Source organism: Stenotrophomonas genospecies 3, assembly GCF_054473855.1.
In genome coordinates this window covers 110,144-134,227 of sequence record NZ_JBTMUR010000011.1, presented here as the reverse complement: position 1 = coordinate 134,227, position 24,084 = coordinate 110,144, and the positions used below count along the sequence as shown (strand labels likewise).

Annotated in this window: 25 protein-coding genes; 11 read left to right on the top strand and 14 right to left on the bottom strand. The window is 67.5% G+C overall.

The window, feature by feature from the left end; genetic code table 11:
* Positions 1-15 precede the first annotated feature (15 nt).
* The 4 genes from ACX9OT_RS15835 to ACX9OT_RS15820 are packed head-to-tail and all read right to left on the bottom strand — an operon-like array spanning position 16 to position 1,735.
* Positions 16-372, bottom strand: coding sequence for a DUF1428 domain-containing protein (locus tag ACX9OT_RS15835; RefSeq protein WP_014645774.1), 357 nt, complete (start codon positions 370-372; stop codon positions 16-18).
* A gap of 23 nt (positions 373-395) precedes the next feature.
* Positions 396-806 carry a VOC family protein gene (locus ACX9OT_RS15830; RefSeq protein ID WP_149909021.1) on the bottom strand — a complete coding sequence of 137 codons (411 nt, stop codon included), beginning with the start codon at positions 804-806 and terminating at the stop codon, positions 396-398.
* Positions 807-840: 34 nt separating this feature from the next.
* The gene (locus ACX9OT_RS15825; RefSeq protein ID WP_012509913.1) at positions 841-1,263 is read right to left on the bottom strand and encodes a VOC family protein; all 423 of its coding nucleotides are present in this window, start codon (positions 1,261-1,263) and stop codon (positions 841-843) included.
* 58 nt (positions 1,264-1,321) lie between these two features.
* Entirely contained in the window at positions 1,322-1,735 is a 414-nt protein-coding gene (locus ACX9OT_RS15820; RefSeq protein ID WP_100437770.1) for a YciI family protein, read from the bottom strand.
* A 294-nt stretch (positions 1,736-2,029) separates the two neighbouring features.
* On the opposite strand from ACX9OT_RS15820, the gene ACX9OT_RS15815 reads away from it, so the two are divergent.
* Complete coding sequence (locus tag ACX9OT_RS15815) at positions 2,030-2,257, top strand: hypothetical protein (protein ID WP_149909022.1); 228 nt, start codon at positions 2,030-2,032, stop codon at positions 2,255-2,257.
* 207 nt (positions 2,258-2,464) lie between these two features.
* Positions 2,465-2,872 (top strand): YciI family protein, encoded by a 408-nt coding sequence (locus ACX9OT_RS15810; protein WP_100437764.1) that lies wholly within the window; start codon positions 2,465-2,467, stop codon positions 2,870-2,872.
* Here the strand turns inward: ACX9OT_RS15810 and ACX9OT_RS15805 are convergent.
* Positions 2,850-4,931 (bottom strand): NHL repeat-containing protein, encoded by a 2,082-nt coding sequence (locus ACX9OT_RS15805; protein ID WP_100437763.1) that lies wholly within the window; start codon positions 4,929-4,931, stop codon positions 2,850-2,852. The two genes, ACX9OT_RS15810 and ACX9OT_RS15805, sit on opposite strands and share 23 nt — an antisense overlap.
* Before the next feature lie 165 nt (positions 4,932-5,096).
* On the opposite strand from ACX9OT_RS15805, the gene ACX9OT_RS15800 reads away from it, so the two are divergent.
* A complete protein-coding gene (locus ACX9OT_RS15800) occupies positions 5,097-6,617 on the top strand; it encodes a tetratricopeptide repeat protein (protein WP_149909023.1) in 1,521 nt (506 codons plus the stop codon).
* Positions 6,618-6,659: 42 nt separating this feature from the next.
* Here the strand turns inward: ACX9OT_RS15800 and ACX9OT_RS15795 are convergent, their stop codons facing one another.
* Both ACX9OT_RS15795 and cycA read right to left on the bottom strand, forming a co-directional pair.
* On the bottom strand, positions 6,660-7,436 hold the full coding sequence (locus tag ACX9OT_RS15795; RefSeq protein WP_032130442.1) for a lytic transglycosylase domain-containing protein: 777 nt from the start codon (positions 7,434-7,436) through the stop codon (positions 6,660-6,662).
* Between the two features lie 218 nt (positions 7,437-7,654).
* A complete protein-coding gene (gene cycA, locus ACX9OT_RS15790; RefSeq protein WP_049399140.1) occupies positions 7,655-9,028 on the bottom strand; it encodes a D-serine/D-alanine/glycine transporter in 1,374 nt (457 codons plus the stop codon).
* A gap of 228 nt (positions 9,029-9,256) precedes the next feature.
* On the opposite strand from cycA, the gene ACX9OT_RS15785 reads away from it, so the two are divergent.
* Positions 9,257-10,873, top strand: a complete 1,617-nt coding sequence (locus ACX9OT_RS15785; RefSeq protein ID WP_049461408.1) for an EAL domain-containing protein — start codon at positions 9,257-9,259, stop codon at positions 10,871-10,873.
* Between the two features lie 324 nt (positions 10,874-11,197).
* Here ACX9OT_RS15785 and ACX9OT_RS15780 read toward each other — a convergent pair whose 3' ends face one another.
* Both ACX9OT_RS15780 and ACX9OT_RS15775 read right to left on the bottom strand, forming a co-directional pair.
* Positions 11,198-12,382: an MFS transporter gene (locus ACX9OT_RS15780; RefSeq protein WP_100437759.1), complete on the bottom strand. Its 1,185-nt coding sequence runs from the start codon at positions 12,380-12,382 to the stop codon at positions 11,198-11,200.
* The gene (locus ACX9OT_RS15775; protein WP_149909024.1) at positions 12,379-13,557 is read right to left on the bottom strand and encodes a serine hydrolase domain-containing protein; all 1,179 of its coding nucleotides are present in this window, start codon (positions 13,555-13,557) and stop codon (positions 12,379-12,381) included. The genes ACX9OT_RS15780 and ACX9OT_RS15775 overlap by 4 nt, the downstream gene beginning before the upstream one ends.
* Positions 13,558-13,785: 228 nt before the next feature.
* Here ACX9OT_RS15775 and ACX9OT_RS15770 point away from each other — a divergent pair, with 228 nt between their 5' ends.
* A complete protein-coding gene (locus ACX9OT_RS15770; RefSeq protein WP_149909025.1) occupies positions 13,786-14,685 on the top strand; it encodes a LysR family transcriptional regulator in 900 nt (299 codons plus the stop codon).
* Positions 14,686-14,926: 241 nt separating this feature from the next.
* A complete protein-coding gene (locus tag ACX9OT_RS15765; RefSeq protein WP_459002828.1) occupies positions 14,927-16,534 on the top strand; it encodes an ATP-binding cassette domain-containing protein in 1,608 nt (535 codons plus the stop codon).
* A 72-nt stretch (positions 16,535-16,606) separates the two neighbouring features.
* On the opposite strand, the gene ACX9OT_RS15760 is transcribed toward ACX9OT_RS15765, so the two are convergent.
* Entirely contained in the window at positions 16,607-17,932 is a 1,326-nt protein-coding gene (locus ACX9OT_RS15760; RefSeq protein ID WP_149909026.1) for a GTP-binding protein, read from the bottom strand.
* Between the two features lie 69 nt (positions 17,933-18,001).
* On the opposite strand from ACX9OT_RS15760, the gene ACX9OT_RS15755 reads away from it, so the two are divergent.
* A complete protein-coding gene (locus ACX9OT_RS15755) occupies positions 18,002-18,373 on the top strand; it encodes a MerC domain-containing protein (protein ID WP_014645760.1) in 372 nt (123 codons plus the stop codon).
* Between the two features lie 317 nt (positions 18,374-18,690).
* Here ACX9OT_RS15755 and ACX9OT_RS15750 read toward each other — a convergent pair whose 3' ends face one another.
* A complete protein-coding gene (locus ACX9OT_RS15750; protein WP_100437754.1) occupies positions 18,691-18,975 on the bottom strand; it encodes a metal-sensing transcriptional repressor in 285 nt (94 codons plus the stop codon).
* A 48-nt stretch (positions 18,976-19,023) separates the two neighbouring features.
* Here ACX9OT_RS15750 and dmeF point away from each other — a divergent pair, with 48 nt between their 5' ends.
* Positions 19,024-19,992: a CDF family Co(II)/Ni(II) efflux transporter DmeF gene (gene dmeF / locus ACX9OT_RS15745; RefSeq protein WP_149909027.1), complete on the top strand. Its 969-nt coding sequence runs from the start codon at positions 19,024-19,026 to the stop codon at positions 19,990-19,992.
* Between the two features lie 123 nt (positions 19,993-20,115).
* Here the strand turns inward: dmeF and ACX9OT_RS15740 are convergent, their stop codons facing one another.
* Positions 20,116-20,400 carry a hypothetical protein gene (locus ACX9OT_RS15740; RefSeq protein ID WP_004139696.1) on the bottom strand — a complete coding sequence of 95 codons (285 nt, stop codon included), beginning with the start codon at positions 20,398-20,400 and terminating at the stop codon, positions 20,116-20,118.
* A gap of 90 nt (positions 20,401-20,490) precedes the next feature.
* Here ACX9OT_RS15740 and ACX9OT_RS15735 point away from each other — a divergent pair, with 90 nt between their 5' ends.
* The 3 genes from ACX9OT_RS15735 to ACX9OT_RS15725 all read left to right on the top strand — a co-directional run bounded on the left by ACX9OT_RS15735 (position 20,491) and on the right by ACX9OT_RS15725 (position 22,270).
* Positions 20,491-20,907 (top strand): hypothetical protein, encoded by a 417-nt coding sequence (locus ACX9OT_RS15735; protein ID WP_107431313.1) that lies wholly within the window; start codon positions 20,491-20,493, stop codon positions 20,905-20,907.
* 69 nt (positions 20,908-20,976) lie between these two features.
* Complete coding sequence (locus ACX9OT_RS15730; RefSeq protein ID WP_149909028.1) at positions 20,977-21,300, top strand: hypothetical protein; 324 nt, start codon at positions 20,977-20,979, stop codon at positions 21,298-21,300.
* Positions 21,301-21,427: 127 nt separating this feature from the next.
* Positions 21,428-22,270, top strand: coding sequence for a class I SAM-dependent methyltransferase (locus ACX9OT_RS15725; protein WP_149909029.1), 843 nt, complete (start codon positions 21,428-21,430; stop codon positions 22,268-22,270).
* A 3-nt stretch (positions 22,271-22,273) separates the two neighbouring features.
* Here ACX9OT_RS15725 and ACX9OT_RS15720 read toward each other — a convergent pair whose 3' ends face one another.
* Positions 22,274-23,242: a polysaccharide deacetylase family protein gene (locus ACX9OT_RS15720; RefSeq protein WP_149909030.1), complete on the bottom strand. Its 969-nt coding sequence runs from the start codon at positions 23,240-23,242 to the stop codon at positions 22,274-22,276.
* Between the two features lie 69 nt (positions 23,243-23,311).
* On the bottom strand, positions 23,312-23,971 hold the full coding sequence (locus tag ACX9OT_RS15715) for a hypothetical protein (protein ID WP_043033956.1): 660 nt from the start codon (positions 23,969-23,971) through the stop codon (positions 23,312-23,314).
* Between the last annotated feature and the right edge of the window lie 113 nt (positions 23,972-24,084).

Sequence of the window (24,084 nt, the reverse complement as noted above, 5' to 3'; positions counted from 1 at the left end):
CACAAGCGCCGTGGCTCATGCTTCAACAATCGGCTTGAACCCGCCCCAGAACATGCGCCTGGTATCGAACGGCATGTCCTTCGGGCCCAGCGATGCCAGCCGCGGGTCCGCCATCACTTTCGCGTTGATACGGTCGCGCGCCGCGCGCGAGCGGAACACCACGAAGGCGACGATCACCGTTTCGCCCGGTTTTGCCTTGACCGCACGCGGGAAGGACGTGCTCTTTCCCGGTTCCACATCGTCAGCCACGCATTCCATGTACTGCAGCGCGCCATGGTCCTTCCACACCGCACCGGCCTTGCGGGCAAGGCGGCGGTAGGCCGCCACCTTGTCCTGGGGGCACGGCAGCACGTAAGCATCCACGTAAGCCATGAGGATTCTCCCTGCGGCGGCCGTCAGCCCGGCTCGCCGTCCATGTGTGCGATTTCCCAGAGATGGCCATCCAGATCCTGGAAGCCGCGCTGGTACATGAAGCCCAGGTCGCGCGCCGGCTGCGGTTCGCTGGCGCCGGCCGCCAGTGCCTTGTCCACCAACTCGTCAACTGCCTTGCGACTGGGTGCCGAGAGTGCGTTGATCACTTCCGTGTGGGTGTGCGCATCGGCAATCGGCTTGTTGGTGAACTGCTGGAAAAAAGGTTGGGTCAGCAGCATCACGTAGATGCTCTCGCTGATGACCATGCCTGCCGCGTCATCGTTGGTGTATGTTGGATTGAAGCTGTAGCCCAGCGCGGTGAAGAAGGCCTTGGATTTCTCCAGGTCCTTCACCAGAAGATTGACGAAGATCATCTGCGGTTGCGGTGCACTCATCGGTGAAGCTCCTTGTGGATGAAGGAAAGAGGACTCAGGGCTGCTTCATGCAGTTGACCATCCACGGCTTGCCGTAGCGGTCGATCAACATGCCCCAGCGGTGCGCCCAGAACGTTTCGGCGATCGGCATCTGCACCTGACCACCGTCGGCCAGCGCGGCGAACACGCGTTCGGCTTCTTCGATGCTGTCGACGTCGACATTGATGGTGGTCGAGCCACCCTCGCCACCGCCGGGACCGTCGGCCGCCATCACGATGGCGCTACCGATTTCCAGCTGGCTGTGCGCGACGTGGTCCAGGGTTTCCGGCGGCATCTCGTTGCAGCCCGGCGAGCCATCGGAGGGCGGCATGTCGCGGTATTTCATTTCCGAGGTGACCTGGCCACCGAGTGCCTTGGCATAGAACGCCATCGCCTCATGGGCCTGGCCGCTGAAGCCAAGGAAGGGAATCAATTTCATGGCAATGCTCCGTTGGTTGGTAGCGCCGGGCCATGCCCGGCGGGGGAAATGAACCGGGTCAACCTTCCAGCTGTGCACGCAGACGCTGTTCCTGCTGCTGTAATTCGGGGGTGAATGCTTCGCCGAAGTCTTCAGCGGAGATCAAGGGACGCAGTTCGAGGGTGCCGCCACTGCCGAACGGCGCACGGCTGGCCCACTCGACGGCCTCGTCCAGCGAGCGCACGTCCCACAGCCAGAAGCCGGCGATCTGGTCGCCGGCGGGGCCAAACGGACCGGCCTCGACCTTGGGCGCGCCACTGCCGAAATGAATGCGACGTCCGCGCTGGGTGGCATGCAGGCCTTCACCGGCCAGCATGATGCCGGCGGCCACGAGTTGTTCGTTGAAGGCGCCCATTTCGGACAGTTCCTGTTCGCTGGGCATGCGGCCGGCTTCGGAGTCGGCGTTGGCCTTCACGATCACCATCACTTTCATTGCGGTCTCCCGTGGGGACGCGTGGTGCGTGCCCTTCACTGGGTACAACGAACCAGGGGGTTGGGAATCGACACGTCCTCTGAAAATTATTTCTTCCGTGGAAAGCGCGCCTTCGGCGGGAGTCGGCGAACGGCGGAGCCCCTCCGTGGTGGGGTTGGGTTGGTCGCTGAAAAGCTCGGGTTCATGGGTTTGGCCGGGTGGGTAGGCGGGTCGGGGGACGCCGTAAACCCGTCCCTGGGGCTTGGCCGCGGCATCCATGCCGCGGACACCCCCGCCCCGCCTACCCACCCGGCCTTGGACAAGTTCCTGTCTCCGTTCCACCACGGGAAGATCAAGAAAAAAAGCAAAAGCAAAAGCAAAAGCAACAGCAACGGCGGTTGGCTGGCGGCCTCGGCTTTGCGAGCGAAGCGACCCGCTTTCGCTCTTGTTGTTGATTTCCCGTGGTGGGTCGGCGACCGGAATCTGTCAGGGGTCGGGCGGGTGGGATTGGCGGGGTATCCGCGCCATGGATGGCGCGGCTAAGCCTCCAGGGACGGATTCACGGCGTCCCCGCCAATCCCACCCGCCCGACCCACCCTCTGAAACCCAGCTTTCAGCTTCCAACCCACCCCACCACGGAGGGGCTCCGCCGTTCGCCGATCGCCCGCCGCAGGCGGCCTTTCGCGCTGCAGCATGCCGGCAGGCAAACCTGCGCCATCATGGACACCCCGCCCCCGCCAGGACCGTGCCATGCAGCAGTATCTTCTTCTGATCTACATCGAGCCTGCCCTGCTGCAGGCCCTGCCCACCGAAGAATTCAACGCGCTGATGCGCGACTGCCTGGCCCACGCCGACAAGCTGCAGGCCGAGGGCACGCTGCTGGCCGCGCAGAAGCTGCAACCGGTCGACACCGCGCAGACCCTGCGCGTGCGCGATGGCCACAGCCGTGTATTGGATGGCCCGTTCGCCGAAACCCGCGAACTGCTGGCCGGCTTCAACCTGATCGTCGCCCGCGACCGCGACGAAGCCATGCGCATCGCCCGCGACTTCCCCTGGGCGCGCTTCGGCAGCATCGAGGTGCGGCCGCTGGAAGACATGGACGCCGAGCGCGAACGCTGCGGCGCCCCGGCTGCGGCTATGGCAGCAACCGTACCCTGATCTCGCGCGGGCCCACGCCTTCGTTGCCGCTGTAGTCGCGCACGCTGGCGCGCACGGTGTACTCGCCCGGTGGCAATGCCGCCGGCTGCCAGCGCCCGGTTTCCATCAGGCCGTCACGCACGGTGTTGGTGGCCAGGTAGCGGAAACGGGTCACCGCGCTGCCATGCACGGTGATGCCGCTGTCCGGCGCGTAGGCCACGCGCACCGCTTCGTTCTGCGGCGGCATGCGGTTGAACACGATGTTCCAGCGCGGTTGCTCGTAGCCCTGCAGCGGCTGCCCGGCAGCATCAAGGATCTGGTAGCCCACCTGGTACATGCCCAGGCGGCGGCGCGGCAGGTTGTTGTCGACCTGGTCCCAGGCCTCGACCACGATCTGCACGCCGCGGCCCTGCCGCGCCAGCATCACCACGCCGTCGCTGCCGGCCGCCAGCGGTTGGTCGTTGTCGTCCAGCAGCGCCACATCGGTGATGCGCGGTGCGAAGTGGTCGGCGTAGTTGTGGAAGCCCAGCGCCACGGCGTTGGTTTCGAAGCCGCCGGTGCCCACCGCCAGGTGCACGTGCGCCTGGTTGTTGATGCTGCCCAGGCGATCGCCGACGTAGATGCGCGTGCCGCGACGCACGCGCATCCGCTCCAGCTTGCCCTGCTCGTCGTACAGCGCCTGCCAGCGCGCATCGAACGGCTGGTCGCGCGGGGTGCGGCCGACCCGCATGTGGATGTACTTGAGGCGGTCCACGGCCAGGCCCTCGGCCTGCCCACCCAGGCTCCACGCCGCTACCGGGCTGCTGATCTTGCCATCGGCGATCGCCAGCACGGTCTGGCCGACATCGCCGCGCACATCGAAACCGCCGTGCAGGTGGTGGCGGCTCTCGCCCTTGAAGTTGCCGCGCACTTCGCCCAGCGTGCCGACCACTTCATGCCAGCCATCCTGGGGTGCCAATGGCCAGCGCCCACCGGTGTCCGGCAATGCTGCATCGGCAGCGGGCCCGACCAGCGCCGGTGCCGGCAGGTCACCCACCGGCAGCGGGCGCAGGCGGTGCAGGCGATAGCTGGCGGAATCGGCGACCAGCACGCTGCCATCGGCATCCATCGCCAGGCCACTGGGGCGGGCCAGGCGCGGCAGGCGGCCGTTGCCCACCAGCGCGATCTGGTGGCCCTGCGGCGTCACCTGCACGATGCGTCCATCAAGGTCACCCACGTACAGCACGCCGTCGTGCGTGGTGGCCAGCGACAGCGGCCCATTGATGACGCCGCCATCGCCCAGCAGCGTGCTGACCGTGCCGTCGGCACCGACCCGACGCACCGCGTTGTTGAACAGGTCGGCCACCAGCAACGCGCCGTGCGCATCGAAGGCCAGCGCCACCGGGGTATCGAAGCGCGCATCGCCCGCCAGGCCATCGGCCAGCCCCGGGCGCTCGCCGCCGGCCAGGGTACGCACGTTGCCGTCGGTACCAATCACCCGGATGCGGTCGTTGAAGGTGTCGGCCACATAGACCTGACCCTGCGCGTCCACCGCGATGCCCATCGGCGCATCGAACCGCGCCTGCGCGGCAGGGCCATCGGCGTAGCCCTGTTCGCCACCGGCCAGCGTGGTCACCTGGCCATCGGTGCCGATACGGCGGATCGCGTGGTTGCCGGTGTCGGCCACATACAGGTTGCCCTGCGCGTCGGCGGCGATGCCCGAGGGCGTATTGAAACTGGCCTGCAGTGCCGGGCCATCGATACGCCCCTCGCCCTGCCCGGCCACCGTTTCAACGCGGCCATCGGGAAGGCGGCGACGGATCCGGTTGTTGTCACCGGCATCGGTGAAATAGACGCTGCCATCGGCACTGCGCAGCAACGCGTACGGATCGGCGAAACGCGCCTGCGCGGACGCGCCATCGCGGTCACCCGGGTGGCCATCGCCGGCCAGCGGCTCGATCTGCGCGGTCCACGCCAGCGGCGTTGGAACCGGACCTGCCGGTTCAGCCGGCGTATGCAGCGGCGTCTCCCACCAGGTCGCGGCCAGTGCCACTACGGTCGCCAACGCTACGCCTGCCGCCATCCATTGCCACCGTGCCATCGTGCTGCGCTGCCTGCCTGCTGTCTGAAGAGACACCGACAATAGACGCTGAACGCAGGATCCGCCAAGGCCAAACGTACTGCCGGATACCAGAGTTCCATGCGTCGCGCTTGTTCTCCCTGGCTACAGCGGGTTCAATGCTCTTCCCACGGATGGAGATCCTCCATGCCCCGCATCTTCCCCCTCGCCGCCCTGCTGGTGGCCGCACTGGCCAGCACGCCGGCCTCCGCCTCGATCTCGGTGGCACCACAGAAGCCGTCAGTCACCGCCGATGCGATGCACCAGGCCTATGCCACGCGATGGGATGAGGCGATCCAGCAGTCACGCAGTGGCAACACGCTGGGCGCACTGATCGCGATGGAACGGCTGATGGAAGATCCGATGCTGGATGACTTCGATGCTGAACATCGCGGCCGCGCCGCGCAGGTGGCCGGCTGGACCGCGATGGTGCAGAAGAAGCCGGACCAGGCTCGCCGCTATCTGCAGCGCGCGCAGGAGGCACTGCCGGACGATGCGCAGATCCTGCTGACCCTGGTCTCGGTGGAACTGTCCGAGAACCAACCGGCGCCTGCCACCAAGCACCTGGTGCAGGCGCTGAAGCATGCCGACGCGCCGTTGCCGGTGGACCACCACGCGATCAACTACCTGCAGTTCCGCCTGCGGGATCAGCCGCAGCAGCGTATGGAACTGCTGCAGGCACTGTTCGACAACGGCTGGAAGAGCGGCGGCCTGGAACCCACCGGACTGTGGCTGGCACTGGCCACGCTGCAGGCCGACAACGGCCGTGGCGAGGCCATCCCCGCGACCCTGGCCCGCATCTCCGCGCCCGCCGAAATCATCCGGCTGCGCAGTGACAAGCGCTTCGATCCCTATATCGACCGCGCCAACCCGCGCTTTGATCCCGTGCAGGCTGCACAGAAGCACCTCGATGAACTGCGGGTTTCCGGCCTGCTCGACCGGGCGCTGGACGCGCGCATGGCCGAGTTCAGCAGCACGCTGCTGATGCTGGACCGCAACGAGGAAGTGCTGGCGCTGACCGATGGCATGGCCGCTGCGGCCGCCGAAGGCGAGGCGCCTTCGGCGGCGGAAGCCGAATGGGTGGCATGGCTGCTCAACAGCCGGCTTACGGCGCTGCGCCGGCTGGGTCGCAACGAGGATGCGCTGGCGGCAGCCAAGCTGGCCGCACGCATCGGTGCACTGGGCCCCGATGGTGCCGAGCACCAGTTCAACGTCGGCTTCGTGTTCAGTTCGCTGGGCCGCATGCAGGATGCCGCCACGGCAGTGAATGACATGCCGGGCCTGGCCGGTTACGGCAAGGCGGCCCAGGCACTGCTGCAGTTCGTTGCCGCCCGTGAACGTGGCGATGCCAAGGCCGAACAGGCCGCGCGTGCAGCGATCCTGGCCCAGGGCGATGACGCGCGCCTGTTCCAGCGCGAAATGCTGCTGGACGAGGGCAATCTCGACGGCGCAGCTGCCGTGCTGATCGAACAGTTGCGCTCACCCGTTGAACGCGGTGAAACGCTGGCCAGCCTGCAGGACATGCGCACCTATCCGTCGCTGCCCGGTGACGTGAAGATCGATGCGGCGTGGCGTGCGCTGAAGCAGCGCGCCGACGTGCAGGCCGAGGTTGCCCGCCTGGGCCGCATCGAACGCTACGAACTGGTCAGCACCTCCACCTCGCGCTGAGCAAGCTCCCATGTAGAACCACGTGCGTGCAGCACCACCCGCCTAGCGCGCCGGCACCTCGGTACGGATGCCCATCGCCTCGCGGTAGCGTGCGTACAGGGCCATCACCTTGTCCACGTAGGCCAGGGTTTCGGCATAGGGCGGCACGCCCTTGTAGCGGGTGACCGCGCCGATGCCGGCGTTGTAGGCGGCCGCTGCCAGCGGCCGATCACCGTTGTAGCGACGCAGCAACGCGCGCATGTAGCGGGCGCCGCCATCGATCGACTGCTGCGGCGAGAACGGATCATTCACCCCGTACTCCTGCGCGGTGTCCGGCATCAACTGCATCACGCCCTGTGCGCCCTTGCTGGACACCGCCAGTGCATCGAAGTTGCTTTCGGCATGGGCGATCGCGCGCAGCCACGCGTCATCCACGCCGGTGGCCTTGGCGGCGGCCTTGAACTGTTTGGCATGCTGCGCCAGCTGCGGCTTGCCCACCTTGCCTAGGCCTTCGTGGGCAGGTTCACCCGGCGGCGTGGCCATGGTGAACTTCAGGAACACCCGCGAGCCGGGCAGGTTGCGGGTGGAGTAGACCAGCGCGCCATCCTGCTCGCGCTCGTACAGCACGCCGCTGAACACGCCCATGTTGCCCCACAGATTCGGGGTCTGGATGGCGTTGTCGTCGATTTCCTTCGGGGTGCAGCGTGAACCGGGTTCCGGCGCGGTGGCCAGGCTGACGGTGTTGCCCTGCACGCAGCGGTAGACGGTGCGCGCGGCGGCCAGCCCGGGCCACAGGCTGGGCAGCAGCAACAGCGCAAGCAGGAGAGGGCGACGGGACATGGCGGCCGGATCATCCGGCCGCGCCCGCTAATGCTGGGTGAATGGGGGCCAGCAGGGCTGCGCCCTGCACCCGTGGTAGTGCCGGCCGCTGGCCGGCAACCTCAACAGCAACGGCAACGGCCGATTTCCTGCGGGGGTCGGATCCCGTTGCTGCGCAACGGTCTCTGACCCCACTCCAGAGAGATCTCTGGATCAATCGATGGAACGCAAACGCTGGGTTACTTCGCGGTCCTCCGCCGCACCCAATACCCCACGCCCAACAGCACGAACCACACCGGGCTGGCGACCAGCGCCTGGCGGGTGTCGGCCTGCAGGCTCAGCAGCACCAGCACGGCGGCGAAGAACACCAGGCAGGCCCAGCACATCGCAACGCCGCCGGGCATCTTGAAGATCGAGGCGGCGTGGCGTTCCGGGTAGCGGCGGCGGTAGGCCATGTAGGCCACCAGGATCAGCGACCAGACGAAGATGAAGAGCACGGTGGCCAGCGTCGTCACCAGGGTGAAGGCGGTCACCAGGTTCGGGATCAGGTAGATCAGCAACGTGCCGCCCAGCAGGCACAGGCACGAGAACAGCAGGCCACGGGCGGGCACTGCGGCGCGTGACAACTTCGACAACCCGCGCGGTGCGTGGCCCTCTTCGGCCAGACCGTACAGCATGCGGCTGGTGGAGAAGATGCCGCTGTTGGCCGAGGACGTGGCCGAGGTGAGCACCACGAAGTTGATCAGGCTTGCCGCGGCAGGAATGCCGGCCAGCACGAACAGCTGCACGAACGGGCTCTTGTCCGGCACCACCTGGCGCCACGGGGTGACGGCCATGATCGCGATCAGCGCCAGCACGTAGAAGATGATGATGCGCACCGGGATCGAGTTGATCGCCTTGGGCAGGTTGCGCTCGGGGTCTGCGGTTTCAGCGGCGGTGGTCCCCACCAGCTCGATGCCGACGAAAGCGAACACCGCGATCTGGAAACCGGCGAAGAAGCCGACCAGGCCCATCGGGAACATGCCGCCGTCATTCCACAGGTTCGACAACGACGCGGTGTGGCCACTGGGCGAGGTGAAGCCCCACGCCACCAGCCCGGCGCCGGTGATGATCAGTGCACAGATCGCCACGATCTTGATCAGCGCGAACCAGAATTCCATCTCGCCGAACAGCTTCACCGTCACCAGGTTCAGTGCCAGCAACAGCAGCACGCAGGCCAGTGCCGGTATCCAGGCATCCAGCCCAGGGAACCAGAACTGCGCGTAGGCGGCAATCGCGATCACGTCGGCGATGGCGGTGACGATCCAGCAGAACCAGTACGTCCATCCACAGAAGAAGCCGGCCCAGGGACCGAGCAGATCGGTGGAGAAATCGATGAAGGATTTGTACTGCAGGTTGGACAGCAGCAGCTCGCCCATCGCGCGCATCACGAAGAACAGCATCGCGCCGATGATCAGGTAGACGAAGACGATGGACGGACCGGCCAGGCTGATGGTCTTGCCCGAGCCCATGAACAGGCCGGTGCCGATGGCACCGCCGATGGCGATCAGCTGCAGGTGGCGGTTGGACAGGCTGCGGCGCAGGTGCTCGGGGGGCGTTGCGGGCTCGGTCATGGGCGTGCACTGGGGCGGGCGAAGCGTTCGACGTTAGTCCTCCCCGGCCCGGAGCGCCAGCGCTGGACGGCCCGATTACGTCAATGATGGTCGCTTTCATCACATTGTGACCGAATACCGGATTCGTCCCATTCCGCCCGGCCCGGCGTCATGCTCAGATAGCCGCACCTGCCCAAGGATCGGCCTGACCATGTGCCCTGCCCTGCCCGCCCCGCTGGAGCTCCGGCCTTGAGTCGGCTGCGCGTGATCATTGGTGGCACCGCGCTGGCGCTGCTGGCCGCGGCCGTGCCGATCGCGGTGATGGCCTATGCCACCTGGGACCGTGCAGTCAGCGTCGAGCAGCAGCGGCTGCGCGACATCGCCGGTCGCGCCCTGCGCCGCGCCGACCAGTCCTACCAGGAAGCGCTGGCGGCACTGCAGTCGGCCGAGGTCGGCGCCCACGACGCCTGCGGGCCCGAGCATATCCGGCGCATGCAGACACTGGTGATGACCTCGCCGTCGGTCGACCAGATGGGCTACTTCGAGGGTGGCAAGCTGCGCTGTACGTCGTGGGGGCCGTTCCTGTCCGACGTCAACCAGCCCAAGGCCGACCACGTCACCAGTGATGGCGCCGGCATCGCCGTGGATGTGCGCCCCGAGGCCAGCGGACGGCGCCAGGTCCTGTCGTTCCTGTACGGCAACTACGACGTGCTGGTCGATCCGCGCCGCTTCGTCGATGTCATCGCCGACCCGAACGTGCGCCTTGCCCTGGCCAGCCCCGATGGGCGTCTCCTGGCCAGGCAGGACGGCATGGATCCGGCATTGCTGGAGACCCTGCTGCGCGCCCCCGATGAAGGCCTGGACCACCACACCCTGTATGCCACCGCCCGCAACGAAGAGTGGTTGGCGATCGCGACCATGCCGCGTACCGCGCTTGCCGCGACCTTCCGCCAGCAGGCGTGGCTGTTCGTGCCGATCGGCGTTCTGCTGGCCGCTGCCGGTGCCGGCCTGGTGATCTGGCTGTCGCGTCGCCGCCTGTCCCTGCGCGGCGAGCTGGCCACAGCGATCCGCCGCCGCGAGCTGTACCTGCACTACCAGCCGATCATCGAGCTGGATACCGGCATCTGCGTCGGCGCCGAAGCGCTGGTGCGCTGGCAGCGCCCGGATGGCACCCAGGTGCGGCCGGACCTGTTCATTCCGCTGGCCGAAGAGGCCGGCATGATCGGCGCGGTCACCGATCTGGTGATCGAGAACGTGGTGCGCGACATGCGTGAACTGCTGGTGGCCGACCGCAGCGCGCACATCGCGATCAACCTGGCCGCCGAAGATATCAGCAGCGGCCGTGCGTTGAAGATGATCTCCAAGCACATGGCCGGCAGCGGCATCCTGCCGCAGCAGATCTGGATGGAGGCCACCGAGCGCGGCTTCCTGGATCTGGACCGCGCCCGCACGATGCTGGCGCAGGCGCGTCGGGCCGGGCACAGCGTGGCCATTGACGATTTCGGCGTCGGCTTCTCCAGCCTGCAGTACCTGGAACAGCTGCCGCTGGACGCGTTGAAGATCGACAAATCATTCATCGATGCGATCGACACCGAGAGCGCCACCAGCCCGGTAACCCCGCACATCATCGACATGGCCAAGGAGCTGGGCCTGTGGGTGGTGGCCGAGGGCGTGGAGACCGAGGCACAGCTGGCGTATCTGCATACCCGGAAGGTCGAGTTCGCGCAGGGCTGGCTGTTCTCGCGGCCGCTGCCGCGGGATGAGTTCGTGGTGTTCCATCACAAGCGGCAGCAGCGCTATGGCGCGGCGCGGGAGCACATGCAGAATCCGCGCAGCGTGCCGATCGAGCGTGAGGGGATCGAGTAGGACGGCCAACGGCGGAGCCCCTCGTGGTGGGTCGCGTACAGTGGATCCATCAGTTGGGGCCGGGTGGATGGGTCGCGCAGGGGGCGCTGCAAGTACGTCCATGTAAGCTCGGTCGCCGCATCCATGCGGCTCACGCCCCTGCGCAACCCACCCACCCGGCCACGGACACATTGCGGCGGCGTCCCACCACGGAATCAACAGAAGAAAGCAAAAGCAAAAGCAAACGCGGGTCGCTGCGCTCGGCAGATCCACGCCATGCGTGGATGGCGTGGACCACGGTAGTGCCGGCCGCTGGCCGGCACCTCGGTAACGTCTGGTCTGCGCCTACGCCCAGGCCTTCGGCCGTGCCAGCAGCCACGCCACGCTCACCGCCAGCAACAACAACGGCAGCCATCCCAGCTGGCTCGGGCCACTGGCCTGCAGCAGCACACCGCCTGCTACGCCACCGGCGGCAATCGCCAGGTTCCAGCCGGTCACCAGCATCGACTGCGCCAGGTCGGCGGCAGCACCGGCACGGCGTGCGAGCGCGGTCTGGAACAGGGTCGCAACCGACCCGAACGCCACACCCCACAGGATCGTTGCCAGCAGCAGCGGTGTGGCCTGTCCTGGCCACAACAGCAGGGCCAACACCGGAAGAATGAAACCGATCACGGCCGCCCACACCAGCGTGCGCAGATGACGGTCCACGCCCCAACCGGCAATGCCGATACCAACGATGGCAGCCACGCCGAAGGCCAGCAGCAGGCGGTCCAGCCACCGGCCGGCGCCGGCCTCCACCGCCAGCGGTTCGATGTAGGTGTACAGCACGTTGTGCGCCAGCACGTACAGCACCATCACCGCCAGCGCGCTGCGCACGCCGGGCATGCGCCACACCGTACCCAACGACGTGCGCTGACCGGCCGCGGCCGCCGGTAGCGCCGGCAGTGCCCAGCGCGCGTACGCCAGCAGGCCGACCCCCAGCACGCTCATCAACGCGAACGCCCAGCGCCAGCCGATCTGCTGGCCCAGCAACGTGCCCGCCGGTACACCCAGCGACAGCGCCAACGGCGATCCAACCATCGCCACCGCGATTGCCCGGCCCTGCAGCGACGGCACCACCATGCGCGCCGCATAGCCGGCCACCAGCGACCACAGCAGGCCACCACTCACACCGGCCAGGAAACGCGCGGCCAGGATCAGCGGATAGCTGCTGCTCACGGCGGTCAGCGTGTTGACCACCACGAAGCCGGCAATGGCGGCCAGCAACAAGGGGCGTCGCGGCAGGCGCTGGGTCAACGCGGTCATCGGCAGTGCGGCCATCACCGATCCCAGCGCGTACACGCTGACCAGCTGGCCCACCGCCGCATCACTCACGCCCAGGCTCTCGCCCATCGGCCGCAGTACACCGGCCGGCAGGGTCTCGGTCAGCAAGGTGATGAAGCCGCCGCCGGCCAGCGCCAGCAGGCCGGCCCACGGCAGGCGTGTAGCTTCGCCGGCAGGACTCGCCGCATCAATGGCATGGCCGCTCATCGTGCAGCCTCCAGATCGGCGTAGACCGCGTCACGCAGCTCATCAACGAAGGCACCGTCCATGCCTTCGTACAGGGTGTTGGTCAGCGCCACCACGCTCAGCCCACGCGCAGGGTCGACAAACCAGCTATGGCCGTAGGCACCGCCCCAGCGCCAGGTGCCTTCGCTCTGCGGTGTGCCACTGGCGGCGGCATCGCGCAGCACCGCAAAGCCCAACCCGAAGCCCCAGCCGGCCGGTTCCGGCGGCCCCTGCTCGCCCACCTGCGGGCTGGCCATCGCCGCCACCAGCGCGGGCGGCAACAGATTCGAAGCTTGCACATCGCGCAAGGCCTCCAACACCGCCATCACCTCGTCGGCGCTGCCAATCAGTCCAGCACCGGCCGAAGGGAAACGGCTGGCATCGGTAGCACGTGCGAGGCTGTACTCGATGCCGACCGTACCCTCGAACGGTGCGACCACTTCGCCTTCCTGCAGGCGATGCGGCTGCGGCGTGTCACTCACATACGGCGTGGCCAGCCGCGCGGCATCGGTGGTCGCGAATGCGGTGTCGGCCAGCCCCAGTGGCGCGGCCAACAAGTGCTCGAACAGTGCCTGCAGCGTTTCACCGGTCGCGGCTTCAGCCACGGCGCCCGCGACGTCCACGCCCAACGAGTACAACCATTGGCTGCCCGGCGCGAACAACAGCGGCGCCTGCGCGATGCGATGCACGTTGTCGGTCAGCGTCAGCGGATTCGCATCCATGCCATCGCTGACGCCGGCCTGTGCGTACGGGCCATCCGCATCGGCTTCGAGGAAGCGGTAACCCAGCCCGCTGCTATGGCTGAGCAGTTGGCGCAGGCTGATCGGCGGCGTGCTGCCATCGGCCAGCGCCGGGCGGAAGTCCGGCAGCCAGCGCTGTACCGGCGCATCCAGGTCCAGCACGCCTTCGGCTACCAGGCGCAGGATCACCGTGGTCAACAGCGGCTTGCTGACCGATGCCAGCCGGAACAACTGATCGCGCTGCATCGGCGTGGCCGACTCGCGATCGGCCAGCCCGGTCGCGCTGGCGTGGCGCAGCACACCGTGCTCGCGCACCAGCACCACCGTACCGACCAGGCGCTGTGGGTGGACCTGCTGCAGCAGCCGCTGCACCGACGGCAGCGTCGGCGCAGGTGCAAGGGAAGGAACAGCGTTCATCGCGGTGATCCGTGGGGAGAGGCCCGCCACGTTAGGCACCACGCCCTCGTGCAAAAAGCCGGTTGCCGCTCCGGGCATCATGGACCGTGCAGTCCGCAATCGGCATGATGGCCGGAACTGCAAGGCCGCAACGGGCTCCACACCACTTCGCACCACAGTGTTGCGATGGCGGAGCCGTCCGCTACAGCCGCGCCGACCTACCTTGCCGCTTTCATTGCCCGCACGCCCATGTCAGTCCTGGACAACCTCGCCAATCTGCAGACCTTCGTGCACGCGGCCGATACCCGCAGCTTCGTCGAGACCGGGCGCCTGCAGGGCATCTCGGCCTCGGCCGCCGGCAAGTGCGTTGCCCGGCTGGAGCATGCACTGGGCGTGCGCCTGTTCCACCGCAGCACGCGCAGCATCACCCTCACCGCCGAAGGCCAGCTCTTCCTGGCGCGTTGCCGGCGCATCCTCGACGAGCGCGATGCCGCACGCACCGAGCTGGCACAACCGCACGCCACGCCTCGCGGCACGCTGCGCATCGGCCTGCCACTGGTGGGCGACCTGACCCTGCCGCTGATGGCCGAGTTCATGGCGGCCTATCCCGATATCCGCCTCGACCTCGATTTCAGCGATCGGCTGGTCGACGTCATCGAGGAAGGATTCGATGCCGTGCTGCGCGTCGGCGAGCCCAGCGACTCACGCATGAACGCACGACGCCTGGGTGTGTTTCCACGCCGCATCGTCGCCTCACCCGCCTACCTGCAGCGGCGCGGCACGCCGCGCACACCGGCCGATCTGATGCAGCACACGCTGCTGCACTATCGCTTCCCCAGTACCGGCAAGCTGGAACTGTGGCCGATCCACTGGCCCGACCATGAAACACCGCAGGAGCTGCCGGTGCACATGGTGGCCAACACCATCGAAGCGCGGGTAGCGCTGGCACTGCGCGATATCGGCCTGGCGTTCGTGCCCGTGCACTCGGTGCGCGATGCACTGGCCGATGGACACCTGCTGACCGTGCTCGACGAGCATGTGCACTCCTGCGGCATCTTCCACCTGCTGTGGCCCTCCGGCCGCCACGTGCTTCCGAAGCTGCGGGTATTCATCGACTTCGTCAGCGCGCGCCTGGAAACCGTGCCGTAGGCCCGGTAGATCCGCGCTCGATGGCCGTGCCACGTAGAGTCGAGCTTGCTCGACTGCTCCTCAAAAGCAGTCGAGCAAGCTCGACTCTACAATTCGCATGCCCTGCGGGCGGTATAATCTCCCCTCATTCCTCCCAGAGGCTCGCGACCAATGCGCCATTGATGCCGCCGTCTTCCCAGCAGACGGCCTGACTCTTCCCGCCCCTGCGCGCAGGGGAGAACCCGGCATCCATGGAGGTCGCATGACCACACATTCCCTCACGCTCGATCGCGTGTCGTATCGGCTGGCCGACGGCCGCCCGCTGTTTTCCGATCTGTCGTTTTCCTTCGAACCGGTCGCCACCGGCCTGGTCGGTGCCAATGGCACCGGCAAGAGCGTGCTCGCACGCCTGCTGGCTGGCCACCTGCTGCCCGACAGCGGGCAGATACGCAGCAGCGGCCGCGTGTTCCTGTTGCCGACGCCCGGCTATCCCCCCACCGGCACGGTTGGTGAACTGGCCGGCGTCGGCGCGGAACTGGCCGCGCTGCAACGCATCGAAGCCGGCAGCGTGGACGAGACCGACTTCGCCTGCGTCGGTGAACGTTGGGATCTGCGCGAGCGCCTGCAGCAGCAATGGCAGGCGCTACGGCTGCCCGACGATCTAGATCCCGCCCAACCCGCCGTGCGCCTCAGTGGCGGCCAGGCCATGCAGGTGGCGCTGTCCGGCGCCTGGGCCAGCGGCGCCGATTGGCTGATCCTGGACGAGCCCAGCAACCACCTCGATGCCCGCCATCGCCAACAGTTGTACGAACACCTGCAGCAGTGGCGTGGCGGCCTGCTGGCAATCAGCCACGATCGCGAGCTGCTGGCGCACATGCAGCAGATCGTCGAACTCGACGCGCGCGGGCTGCATCGCTATGGCGGGCCGTGGCAGCACTACGCGGACACGCGTGCCGCCGAGCGCGAAGCCGCTGCTGCACAGCTCGACCATGCGCGCGCCCAGCACCGGCAGCAACAACGCAGCGCACGCGAACAGCACGAGCGCCAGCAGCAACGCCAGGCACGCGGCAATCGCGATGCGAAGCAGGCCAACCAGGCACCGATCCTGCTCGGCCGGCAGAAGCAGCGCGCCGAAGCCAGCCATGGTCGCGCGCAACAAGTGCAGGCCGAACGCCTGCAGGCCAGTGCAGAGCAGCTACGCGCAGCCGCGTCGGCGGTAAATGCAGCGCCGGAACTGGCGCTGTTTGCCGGTTCGGGTGAACGTGGCAACACGCGTCTGCTGCAGGCCGAGGCGCTGGTGCTGCCACATGGCTGCAGTGCCCCGTTGCAGCTGGAGATCCGCCGCGGCCAGCGCATTGCCGTGGTCGGTGACAACGGCAGCGGCAAGTCGACACTGCTGCGGGTGCTGGCGGGTCAGCTGCCCGCGCGCGATGGGACCGTGCAACGTCACACACCGCTGGCGCTGCTCGATCAGCAGCTGCTGGGGCTGTCCGGCGAATGCAGCATCCTCGACAGCGTGCAGGCCGCCAACCCGAGTGCCGACCCCGGGGAGCTGCGCACGCGCCTGGCCCTGTTGGGTCTGGACGCACAGCGCATCCAGCGCGCCGCCAGCAGCCTCAGCGATGGCGAGCGGGTGAAGGGTGCGCTGGCCAGCGTGCTGTATGCCGATCCCGCGCCCCAACTGTTGCTGCTGGACGAGCCCGGCAATGCACTGGACCTCAGTGCATTACAGGCGCTGGAAGAACTGCTTGCGGCATGGCCGGGCGCACTGGTGATGGTCAGCCACGACCGGCACCTGCTGCAGGCGTTGCGGCCGCCCCAGGTGCTGCACGTGAGCACCGAGGGCTGGCAGTGGCGTGACGCCTTGTAGATCCACGCATGGCGTATCGACCCGGGGTAGTGCCGGCCGCTGGCCGGCAGCCCAAGAGACCTCAATGCACCATCAGCGCTTCCACACCGGGAACGCCTGTGGCATCTGCTGCCACAGCAGCGGCCCCGCCCGCAGCTCCTGGTCATTGAGCAGGCACGCATCCAGCTCCGCGCGCACCGCACGCTCATCCATGTGCACACCAATCACCACCAGCTCCTGGCGGCGATCACCCCACAACGGGTGCCACAGCCGCTGCATCGCCGTGTGCGCGGCTGCATCCGGAAACTCTTCCAGCCCCGGCAACGGTGCGCTCCAGCAATCGGCATGCTGCCGCGCCCAGCCGAGGTCGCTGTAAGGCAGCGGTGTCGGCGGCAACAACGGCGCAGTGTCTTCCAGGCCGGCACGCACGCGGTCGCGCGCGGCGTACCAGAAGCCCGCCGCCTGCGTGCGCGTCGCCGCGCCCACGGTGTTCAGTTCACCTACCCAATCCATACGGTTGGCCAGCCAGAACCAGCCCTTGCTGCGGATCACGCCCGGCATGCCTGACTGCAGCGCGCGGGCGAATCGCGCAGGGTGGAACGGACGCCGCGAACGGTAGACGAAGCTACCGATGCCGTACTCTTCGGTTTCCGGTGTGTGCTCGCCACGCAGCTCCTTCACCCAACCCGGCGCGCGTTGCGCACGCTCCATGTCGAAGCGGCCGGTATCCAGCAGCTCGGCCAACGGCACATCACCGAAGCTGGACAGCAGCAGCTTCGCATCCCGGTTCAAGCCACGCAGTACCGCCAGCGTGTCCTGCAGCACCTCGTCATCCACCTGGTCGACCTTGCTGACCACGATCACGTCGGCGAACTCCACCTGCTCGCACAGCAGGTCGACCACACCGCGATCATCGTCCGGCCCGGCCTGCTGGCCGCGCTCGGCCAGGCGCAGGGTCGAACCGAAGTCGGCAAGGAACGCGCTGCCGTCGACCACCGTCACCATCGTGTCCAGCCGCGCGATATCACTCAGGCTGAAGCCGTGCTCGTCGCGCACCGCGAACGTGGCCGCCACCGGCATCGGCTCACCGATGCCCGTCGACTCGATCAGCAGGTAGTCATAACGACCCGCATCAGCCAGACGCCGCACTTCCTGCAGCAGGTCATCGCGCAGCGTGCAGCAGATGCAACCGTTGCTGAACTCCACCAGCGTCTCTTCGGTGCGGCGCAGTTCGGCCCCACCTTCGCGCACCAGCTGCGCATCGATGTTGACCTCGCTCATGTCGTTGACGATGACCGCCACGCGCAGGCCCTCGCGGTTGCGCAGGATCTGGTTGAGCAGGGTGGTCTTGCCAGCCCCCAGGAAGCCGGACAGCACGGTGACCGGAAGGCGACGGCCGGCGCGGGAAACAGTGTTCATGTCGGAGCGGATTGGCTGCGGAACGGAAATGTTACTGTATAACAATTGCCGCGCAAGGAACCTCCCCTGATGAAGTCGCCTTCTGCCGCCCTGCTCGATGCCGGCGCGGTCGCCCTGTCCAGCCTGTGCCTGCTGCACTGCCTGGCGTTGCCCCTGCTTGCCGCCGCGCTGCCGCTGTTCGGCACCTGGGCCGAAGCGGAATGGGTCCACCTGCTGTTTGTGGCCATCGCCCTGCCACTGACCGGCTACGCGCTGTGGCGGGCCGAGCGCCGCCACCCACTGCCCGTGCTGGCCTGGGCCACCGCCGGCGCCGGGCTCGGCCTGCTGCTGGCCGGCGCGCTGGCCTTGCCCTCACATGACTGGGAAACGCCGATGACGGTCACCGGCAGCCTGCTGCTGGCCGCCACGCATATCTGGAACGCGCGGCACCGGCACGGGTAGTGCCGGCCGCCGGCCGGCAACCGCATGAGCTTCGGACGCCTCGGGTAGTGCCGGCCGCTGGCCGGCAACCGCATGAGCTTCGAACGCCGCGGGTAGTGCCGGCCGCTGGCCGGCAACCGCAAGAGCTTCGGACGCCACGGGTAGTGCCGGCCGCTGGCCGGCAACCGCATGAGCTCCGGATGCCGCGGGTAGTGCCGGCCGCTGGCCGGCAACCGCATGAGCTTCGGACGCCACGGGTAGTGCCGGCCGCTGGCCGGCAACCGCATGAGCTTCGGACGCAACCTGCAGTTGCCGGCCAGCGGCCGGCACTACCCCTGCTATTTGCCGTAGCGGCGCAGCAGCTCCACCAGCACCGCAGCCTCGTCCGCCCGCTGCTGCGGGTCATCGGCACCCACCACATGTTCATGCAGGTGCTCGTGCAGCAACTCCATCAGCAGGCTGTGGGCGGCACCGCGCACGGCGGCAACCTGCACCAGCACGCCCGCGCAGTCCCCCGCTTCCCCCTCGGGCTTGTCCAGCGCCTGCTCCAACGCCGCCACCTGGCCCGCGATGCGGCGTACCCGGGTCAGCAGCTGCTTTCGATTCTTGTGTACATGGGCCATGGCAGGATCATATACCCTATGGGGGTATCCACTCCAGCTCCCACCGCCATGCAATTGGACGCCCTCGCCGCCGCCCGTCGCCACGAACATCGCTTCGACGACGGCAACCCGCTGGCCGAACGCAACACCCGCCGCGCCCTGTGGCTCACCGTCAGCATGATGCTGGTGGAGATCGTCGGCGGCTGGTGGTTCAACTCCATGGCCGTGCTCGCCGACGGCTGGCACATGAGTTCGCACGCGCTGGCGCTGGGCCTCTCGGTGTTCGCCTACCGCTGCGCGCGCCGCTACGCGCACGATCCGCGCTTCGCCTTCGGTACGTGGAAGATCGAGATCCTGGCCGGCTATACCAGCGCCATCGCATTGCTCGGCGTCGCCGCGCTGATGGCCGTGCAATCGCTGGAACGGCTGTGGGTGCCCGCCCCCATCCACTACAACGAAGCCATCGCGATCGCAGCGGTGGGCCTGGGCGTGAACCTGCTCTGCGCCTGGTGGCTGCACGACAGCCCGGGCCACGCGCACCACCACCACGGGCATGACCATGACCATCATCACGGGCACGGGCACGACCACGATCACGGCCATGCGCACGGTCACGACCTCAACCTGCGCTCGGCCTACGTGCACGTGCTGGCCGACGCCGCCACCTCGGTGCTGGCCATCGTCGCCCTGCTTGGCGGCAAGCTGCTGGGCCTGACCTGGCTGGACCCGGTGATGGGCCTGGTCGGCGCCGTGCTGGTGACGGTCTGGGCGATCGGCCTGCTGCGCGACAGTGGCCGCATCCTGCTCGACGCGCAGATGGATGCGCCGGTGGTGGCCGAAGTGCGCGAGGTAATCGAACAGGGCCCGTGGCCGGCACGCCTGGCCGACCTGCACGTCTGGCAGGTGGGTCGCGGCAAGTACGCGGTCAGCGCCAGCGTGGTCACCAGCGACGTCAGTCTGGATGCCGATACCGTGCGCAACGCGCTGGCGATTCATGAGGAACTGGTGCACGTGACGGTGGAGATTCACCGTAGCTGATCCTGCGCGACTGCGGTCGAATCTGTAGAGCCGAGCCCATGCTCGGCTTGCCGTTGCCTTTGCAGCGCCGAGCCATGCTCGGCTGTCGCAGGCCATCAGCCGAGCACGGGCTCGGCTCTACAGTCAGAGCTTCAGCATCATCCGCAGCAGGTACATCAGCAGCGGCAGCGCACTCAGCACCGCACCACCGATGCCGATCCACGGCCAGCGCTCGCCGCGCACGCGCGAAGCCACCGCCAGACCGCAGCCCACCAGCGCCGCGCCCAGCACCCCCACGCCCAATCCCGCAGCCATGCCATTGCCGCCTGCGGCCACCGCCGCCTGCGCAGCGAGGCTGCCCGCGCCCCAGCCCACCACGATCCCCAGCCAACTGGCCACGCCGCACCACGGTGCCTTGCCCTTCGCCATCCGAAAACCCCTGTGTTCTTGCCGAATTTCTGTACGGACCACGCCCGTGTGCTGCCTACACTAGCCGCACCTGCCCCGTCGGGACATCCCATGCGCACGCTCCGCCTGCTGCTGCCCGGTGCCCTCCTGCTGCTCACCGCCTGCAGTGGTGATGCCGGGCTTCCTTTCAGCGCCGACCCGTTGCAGGGCTGCTTCGCCACCGGCGCGCGCAAACCGGCCGACTTCCGCATCGACAAGGAAGGCGGCCAGTACTTCGTCTCCTTCAGCCGCGGCGACCAGTGGCAGCGCGAGCCGAATGCCCTGCACAAGGCCACCCGCAGCGAGATCGGCCGCTACTTCCGCGATGACGCGGAGCAGATCGACAGCGCGTTGATCCGCATGGCCGGCGGCTTCGGCATCTTCCACTTCAACAAGGGCGCGACGCTGAAGGGCAAGGCCAGTGATAGTGACTACATGGCGCTGATGCTGATCGGGGCTGGGCCGGTGTATGCGGTCAAGTGCCCGTAAGACGCAATGATTCTGATGGCGGCTCAGGGCAATATGGGCACATCCTGTCTTCTTTGAGGAGCGATGCCAATGCTGCTGTTTCTGCTGCTTGCGGTAAGCGCGCCGAAGACCCAGGGTGCCTATGACGAAGTCCGGCAGCTGCCCGATGGCCAGACCCTGATCATGCGCACCCTGGACTGGGATTTCGGTGATGGTCGCCATGAGCGCGTTACCGTGCATTGGCTGATGCAGGAAGACGGCAGCCTGCGCTACGACTTTGATCGGCAGCCACCGGAAACCCAGGAGGTCCATCGTCGGTCGTGCGCGCGAGTAGGCATGCAGCCGTCGCGTGGCGTCGGCGTGATTTCAGGAGAAGGAACCACACACGGCTACAGCTGCACCAGCCAGCGGTAGCGCCGAGCCCACGCTCGGCTCCTCCCGTCTACATCCACGCATGGCGTGGATCTACTGCAGCAGCCACGCGTGGCCACGGCAACAGCTGCGGTACCATGCCCTCCCCCGAACCGCCCCGGTACCCGCCGTGCCCCATTACACCGGCCCCCTGCTGACCCGCGACAGCGCTGACACCCTGCGCCGTGCCCATGACAAGGGCGCTGCCGACTGGCAGGGCTCGCTCGACCTTGGCCGCAGCGAGGACAGCATGGTGCTGGATGCCGACGGCTTCCACTTCCGTGGCCAGCGCTACCCGTGGCCGGGCAAGCTGAAGGACCGCACGCTGTACTACTGGGATGGCGAGGACTTCGCACCGATCTCGCGCTACAGCGGCTCGCTGATCAAGCTGGTGCCGACCGGATGGGGCGCACCGACCTTCGAGATCGACGGCATCAAGATGCTGCCGACCTCCAAGCTGTCACCGTTCGAGGATGCGCGCCGCAAGGTCGAGCTGGTCGCCCCGGCCGGCAAGGTCATCCTCGATACCTGCGGCGGCCTGGGCTACTTCGCCGCCTGCGCGCTGGAGGCCGGTGTCGGCCAGATCCGCTCGTTCGAGAAGAACGCCGATGTGATGTGGCTGCGCACACTCAACCCGTGGTCGCCCGATCCGGACTCGGCCGCCGCCGGTGGGCGCCTGCAGTTCAGCCAGGGCGACGTCTCGCAGCAGATCGAACAGGTGGCCAGTAACAGTGTCGATGCGATCCTGCACGACCCGCCGCGCTTCGGCATCGCCGGCGAACTGTACTCACAGGTGTTCTACGACCACCTCGCCCGCGTCATCCGCAAGGGTGGGCGCTTGTTCCACTACACCGGCGCGCCGAACAAGCTGACCAGCGGACGCGACGTGCCGCGCGAAGTGGCCAAGCGCCTGGAAAAGGCCGGCTTCAAGGCCGAACTGGCGCTGGACGGTGTGCTGGCCGTCAAGCGCTGAGCCTCACTCCGAATCCACCTTCGCCAGCTTCATCACCCACTTCGGCACTTCCGGTTCACCGGCGTAGAAGTCTTTCGGCTTCTTCTCGGCCATCGCCCAGCGGTGCAGCCAGCTCGGGCCATAGCGACCGCTGTAGCCCTCGGCGCCACGCCCGTAAGCAGGATCGCGCATCGCCTCATCCAGTGAAATGAAGCGATAGCCGCGCCGCTTCGTCGCCGCCACCAGTTCGGCGAAGGTGGCTGCATTGAGTTCGTTGGCATGCATCAGCCACACCTGCGGCAGCGCGTAGCCCAGCAGCGCCTGCGACTGCTTCTCGTAGTAGTCCAGCTTGTTCAGCATGTACGGCACATAGCCCTTGCGCAGCTGCGCCAGCGTCGCCTCGCGCGCCGGGGAATCCGGCTGCTCGTTCATCACGTTGGCATAGGCGAACGCCCACACCCACTCGCCGTTGTCGACCGTCACCGGTGCCACGCGGTAGCCATGCTGCTTGAAGAACACGTCCATCTGCGCGCGTTCTTCCGGCGTGCGCCCGGCACGCAGATAGGGGTGACGCATCCACTGCGGCTTCAGCCCGCGCTCGGCCAGCAACGGCCGCAGCACCGCCTCGCCACGCAGGAAATCCTGCTGGAACGCAGGCACGCCCTTGGCGTTCAGGTCCATGTGCGAGTAGGTGTGGTTGCCCAGCACATAACCGGCGTCCAGCCAGTCGCGCAGCATCTGCACCCGCGCCGGCTGCACCTGCCCATCGATCTCTAGCTTGTTCTCGTTGACGAAGCCAACTACCGGCACACCCGCCTGGTGCAGCTGCGCCATCAGCGCTTCGTGCCGCGACTGCAGGTCCGGCGGAACGATCTCGTCCACCCGCGCCCAGGGCAGGTCGTCGATGGTCACCGCAATCCGGCGGTCCACCTCGTTGGCGTGTACCGCCAACGAGCACAGCAGCAACGGCACAGCACGCAGCAACCAACGCATCAGCACTTCCTTGCAGGGGCGAAGTGCGGACTTTAGCGCGATTGCGGGCGCGTGGTCGGTCACACCGCCTCAGGGGCTGGGCGACTGCACCTGACGTTCGCGCACGATCGCCCGCCACAGCATGAATCCTGCAGCCATTGCCACCAGCATCAACGCGACCAGCACCAGGGCAAGGTCATCGGGATTGCGCAGCAGCGGCGCATGCTCATGGGTGAGGATCTCGAACACCACTTGCTGCGCCTGTGCCAGCGGCAGCCGGCCCTGTTCGCCCAGTTCCACCAGGCACGCCGCTGGGGACAGCTTGGCCACGCTGGTCCACGCCATGTCGTACAGGTGCAATGCCCTGAGCGCCAGCGCCAGGATCGCGGCGTGCAGGGCCATCACCCCCCAGTTGGCGCGTCGCAGGCGTTCGGACAGACGCCCCAGACGGTAGACGCTGATCGACATCGCGCCCAGCAACGCCAGTACCACGCCTGCCATCGGAATCCACTGCAACGGTTGCCATGGTGCAAGCGCAGCGGACCGCGCCAGCAGCTGTTCTGCGACCTGCATGCGCGCGACAGGATCAGGCCCACCGCATGCGTCATCCACCGGCTCCAGCAGCAATCCCACGCGGTAGTGGAAGAAGCCGGCTGCAAGGGCTACCGCCAGCAGCGCCACGACCTGCAGTGCCAGCAGAATCGGGCCAGGACCACAGATACGACAGAAGCGGGCAGCAGCAGAGACCATCGGTTCATCCGTGACAACAAAGGACCATCCTAACCAAGCGCCCTGTGCTTGTCGGCTGGCGGATACGACAACCGCCGCGTGGTCCCGGTAGGATGTGGATGAGCATGGATGGT

Coding starts and splice junctions, on each gene's coding strand:
- ACX9OT_RS15830 (WP_149909021.1), bottom strand. CDS start 806: ATGAGTGCACCGCAACCGCAGATGATCTTCGTCAATCTTCTGGTGAAG.
- ACX9OT_RS15720 (WP_149909030.1), bottom strand. CDS start 23,242: ATGCGTTGGTTGCTGCGTGCTGTGCCGTTGCTGCTGTGCTCGTTGGCG.
- ACX9OT_RS15835 (WP_014645774.1), bottom strand. CDS start 372: ATGGCTTACGTGGATGCTTACGTGCTGCCGTGCCCCCAGGACAAGGTG.
- ACX9OT_RS15795 (WP_032130442.1), bottom strand. CDS start 7,436: ATGTCCCGTCGCCCTCTCCTGCTTGCGCTGTTGCTGCTGCCCAGCCTG.
- ACX9OT_RS15820 (WP_100437770.1), bottom strand. CDS start 1,735: ATGAAAGTGATGGTGATCGTGAAGGCCAACGCCGACTCCGAAGCCGGC.
- ACX9OT_RS15755 (WP_014645760.1), top strand. CDS start 18,002: ATGAAGTCGCCTTCTGCCGCCCTGCTCGATGCCGGCGCGGTCGCCCTG.
- cycA (WP_049399140.1), bottom strand. CDS start 9,028: ATGACCGAGCCCGCAACGCCCCCCGAGCACCTGCGCCGCAGCCTGTCC.
- ACX9OT_RS15805 (WP_100437763.1), bottom strand. CDS start 4,931: ATGGCACGGTGGCAATGGATGGCGGCAGGCGTAGCGTTGGCGACCGTA.
- ACX9OT_RS15750 (WP_100437754.1), bottom strand. CDS start 18,975: ATGGCCCATGTACACAAGAATCGAAAGCAGCTGCTGACCCGGGTACGC.
- ACX9OT_RS15770 (WP_149909025.1), top strand. CDS start 13,786: ATGTCAGTCCTGGACAACCTCGCCAATCTGCAGACCTTCGTGCACGCG.
- ACX9OT_RS15715 (WP_043033956.1), bottom strand. CDS start 23,971: ATGGTCTCTGCTGCTGCCCGCTTCTGTCGTATCTGTGGTCCTGGCCCG.
- ACX9OT_RS15760 (WP_149909026.1), bottom strand. CDS start 17,932: ATGAACACTGTTTCCCGCGCCGGCCGTCGCCTTCCGGTCACCGTGCTG.
- ACX9OT_RS15765 (WP_459002828.1), top strand. CDS start 14,927: ATGACCACACATTCCCTCACGCTCGATCGCGTGTCGTATCGGCTGGCC.
- ACX9OT_RS15810 (WP_100437764.1), top strand. CDS start 2,465: ATGCAGCAGTATCTTCTTCTGATCTACATCGAGCCTGCCCTGCTGCAG.
- dmeF (WP_149909027.1), top strand. CDS start 19,024: ATGCAATTGGACGCCCTCGCCGCCGCCCGTCGCCACGAACATCGCTTC.
- ACX9OT_RS15730 (WP_149909028.1), top strand. CDS start 20,977: ATGCTGCTGTTTCTGCTGCTTGCGGTAAGCGCGCCGAAGACCCAGGGT.
- ACX9OT_RS15825 (WP_012509913.1), bottom strand. CDS start 1,263: ATGAAATTGATTCCCTTCCTTGGCTTCAGCGGCCAGGCCCATGAGGCG.
- ACX9OT_RS15775 (WP_149909024.1), bottom strand. CDS start 13,557: ATGAACGCTGTTCCTTCCCTTGCACCTGCGCCGACGCTGCCGTCGGTG.
- ACX9OT_RS15740 (WP_004139696.1), bottom strand. CDS start 20,400: ATGGCGAAGGGCAAGGCACCGTGGTGCGGCGTGGCCAGTTGGCTGGGG.
- ACX9OT_RS15800 (WP_149909023.1), top strand. CDS start 5,097: ATGCCCCGCATCTTCCCCCTCGCCGCCCTGCTGGTGGCCGCACTGGCC.
- ACX9OT_RS15735 (WP_107431313.1), top strand. CDS start 20,491: ATGCGCACGCTCCGCCTGCTGCTGCCCGGTGCCCTCCTGCTGCTCACC.
- ACX9OT_RS15780 (WP_100437759.1), bottom strand. CDS start 12,382: ATGAGCGGCCATGCCATTGATGCGGCGAGTCCTGCCGGCGAAGCTACA.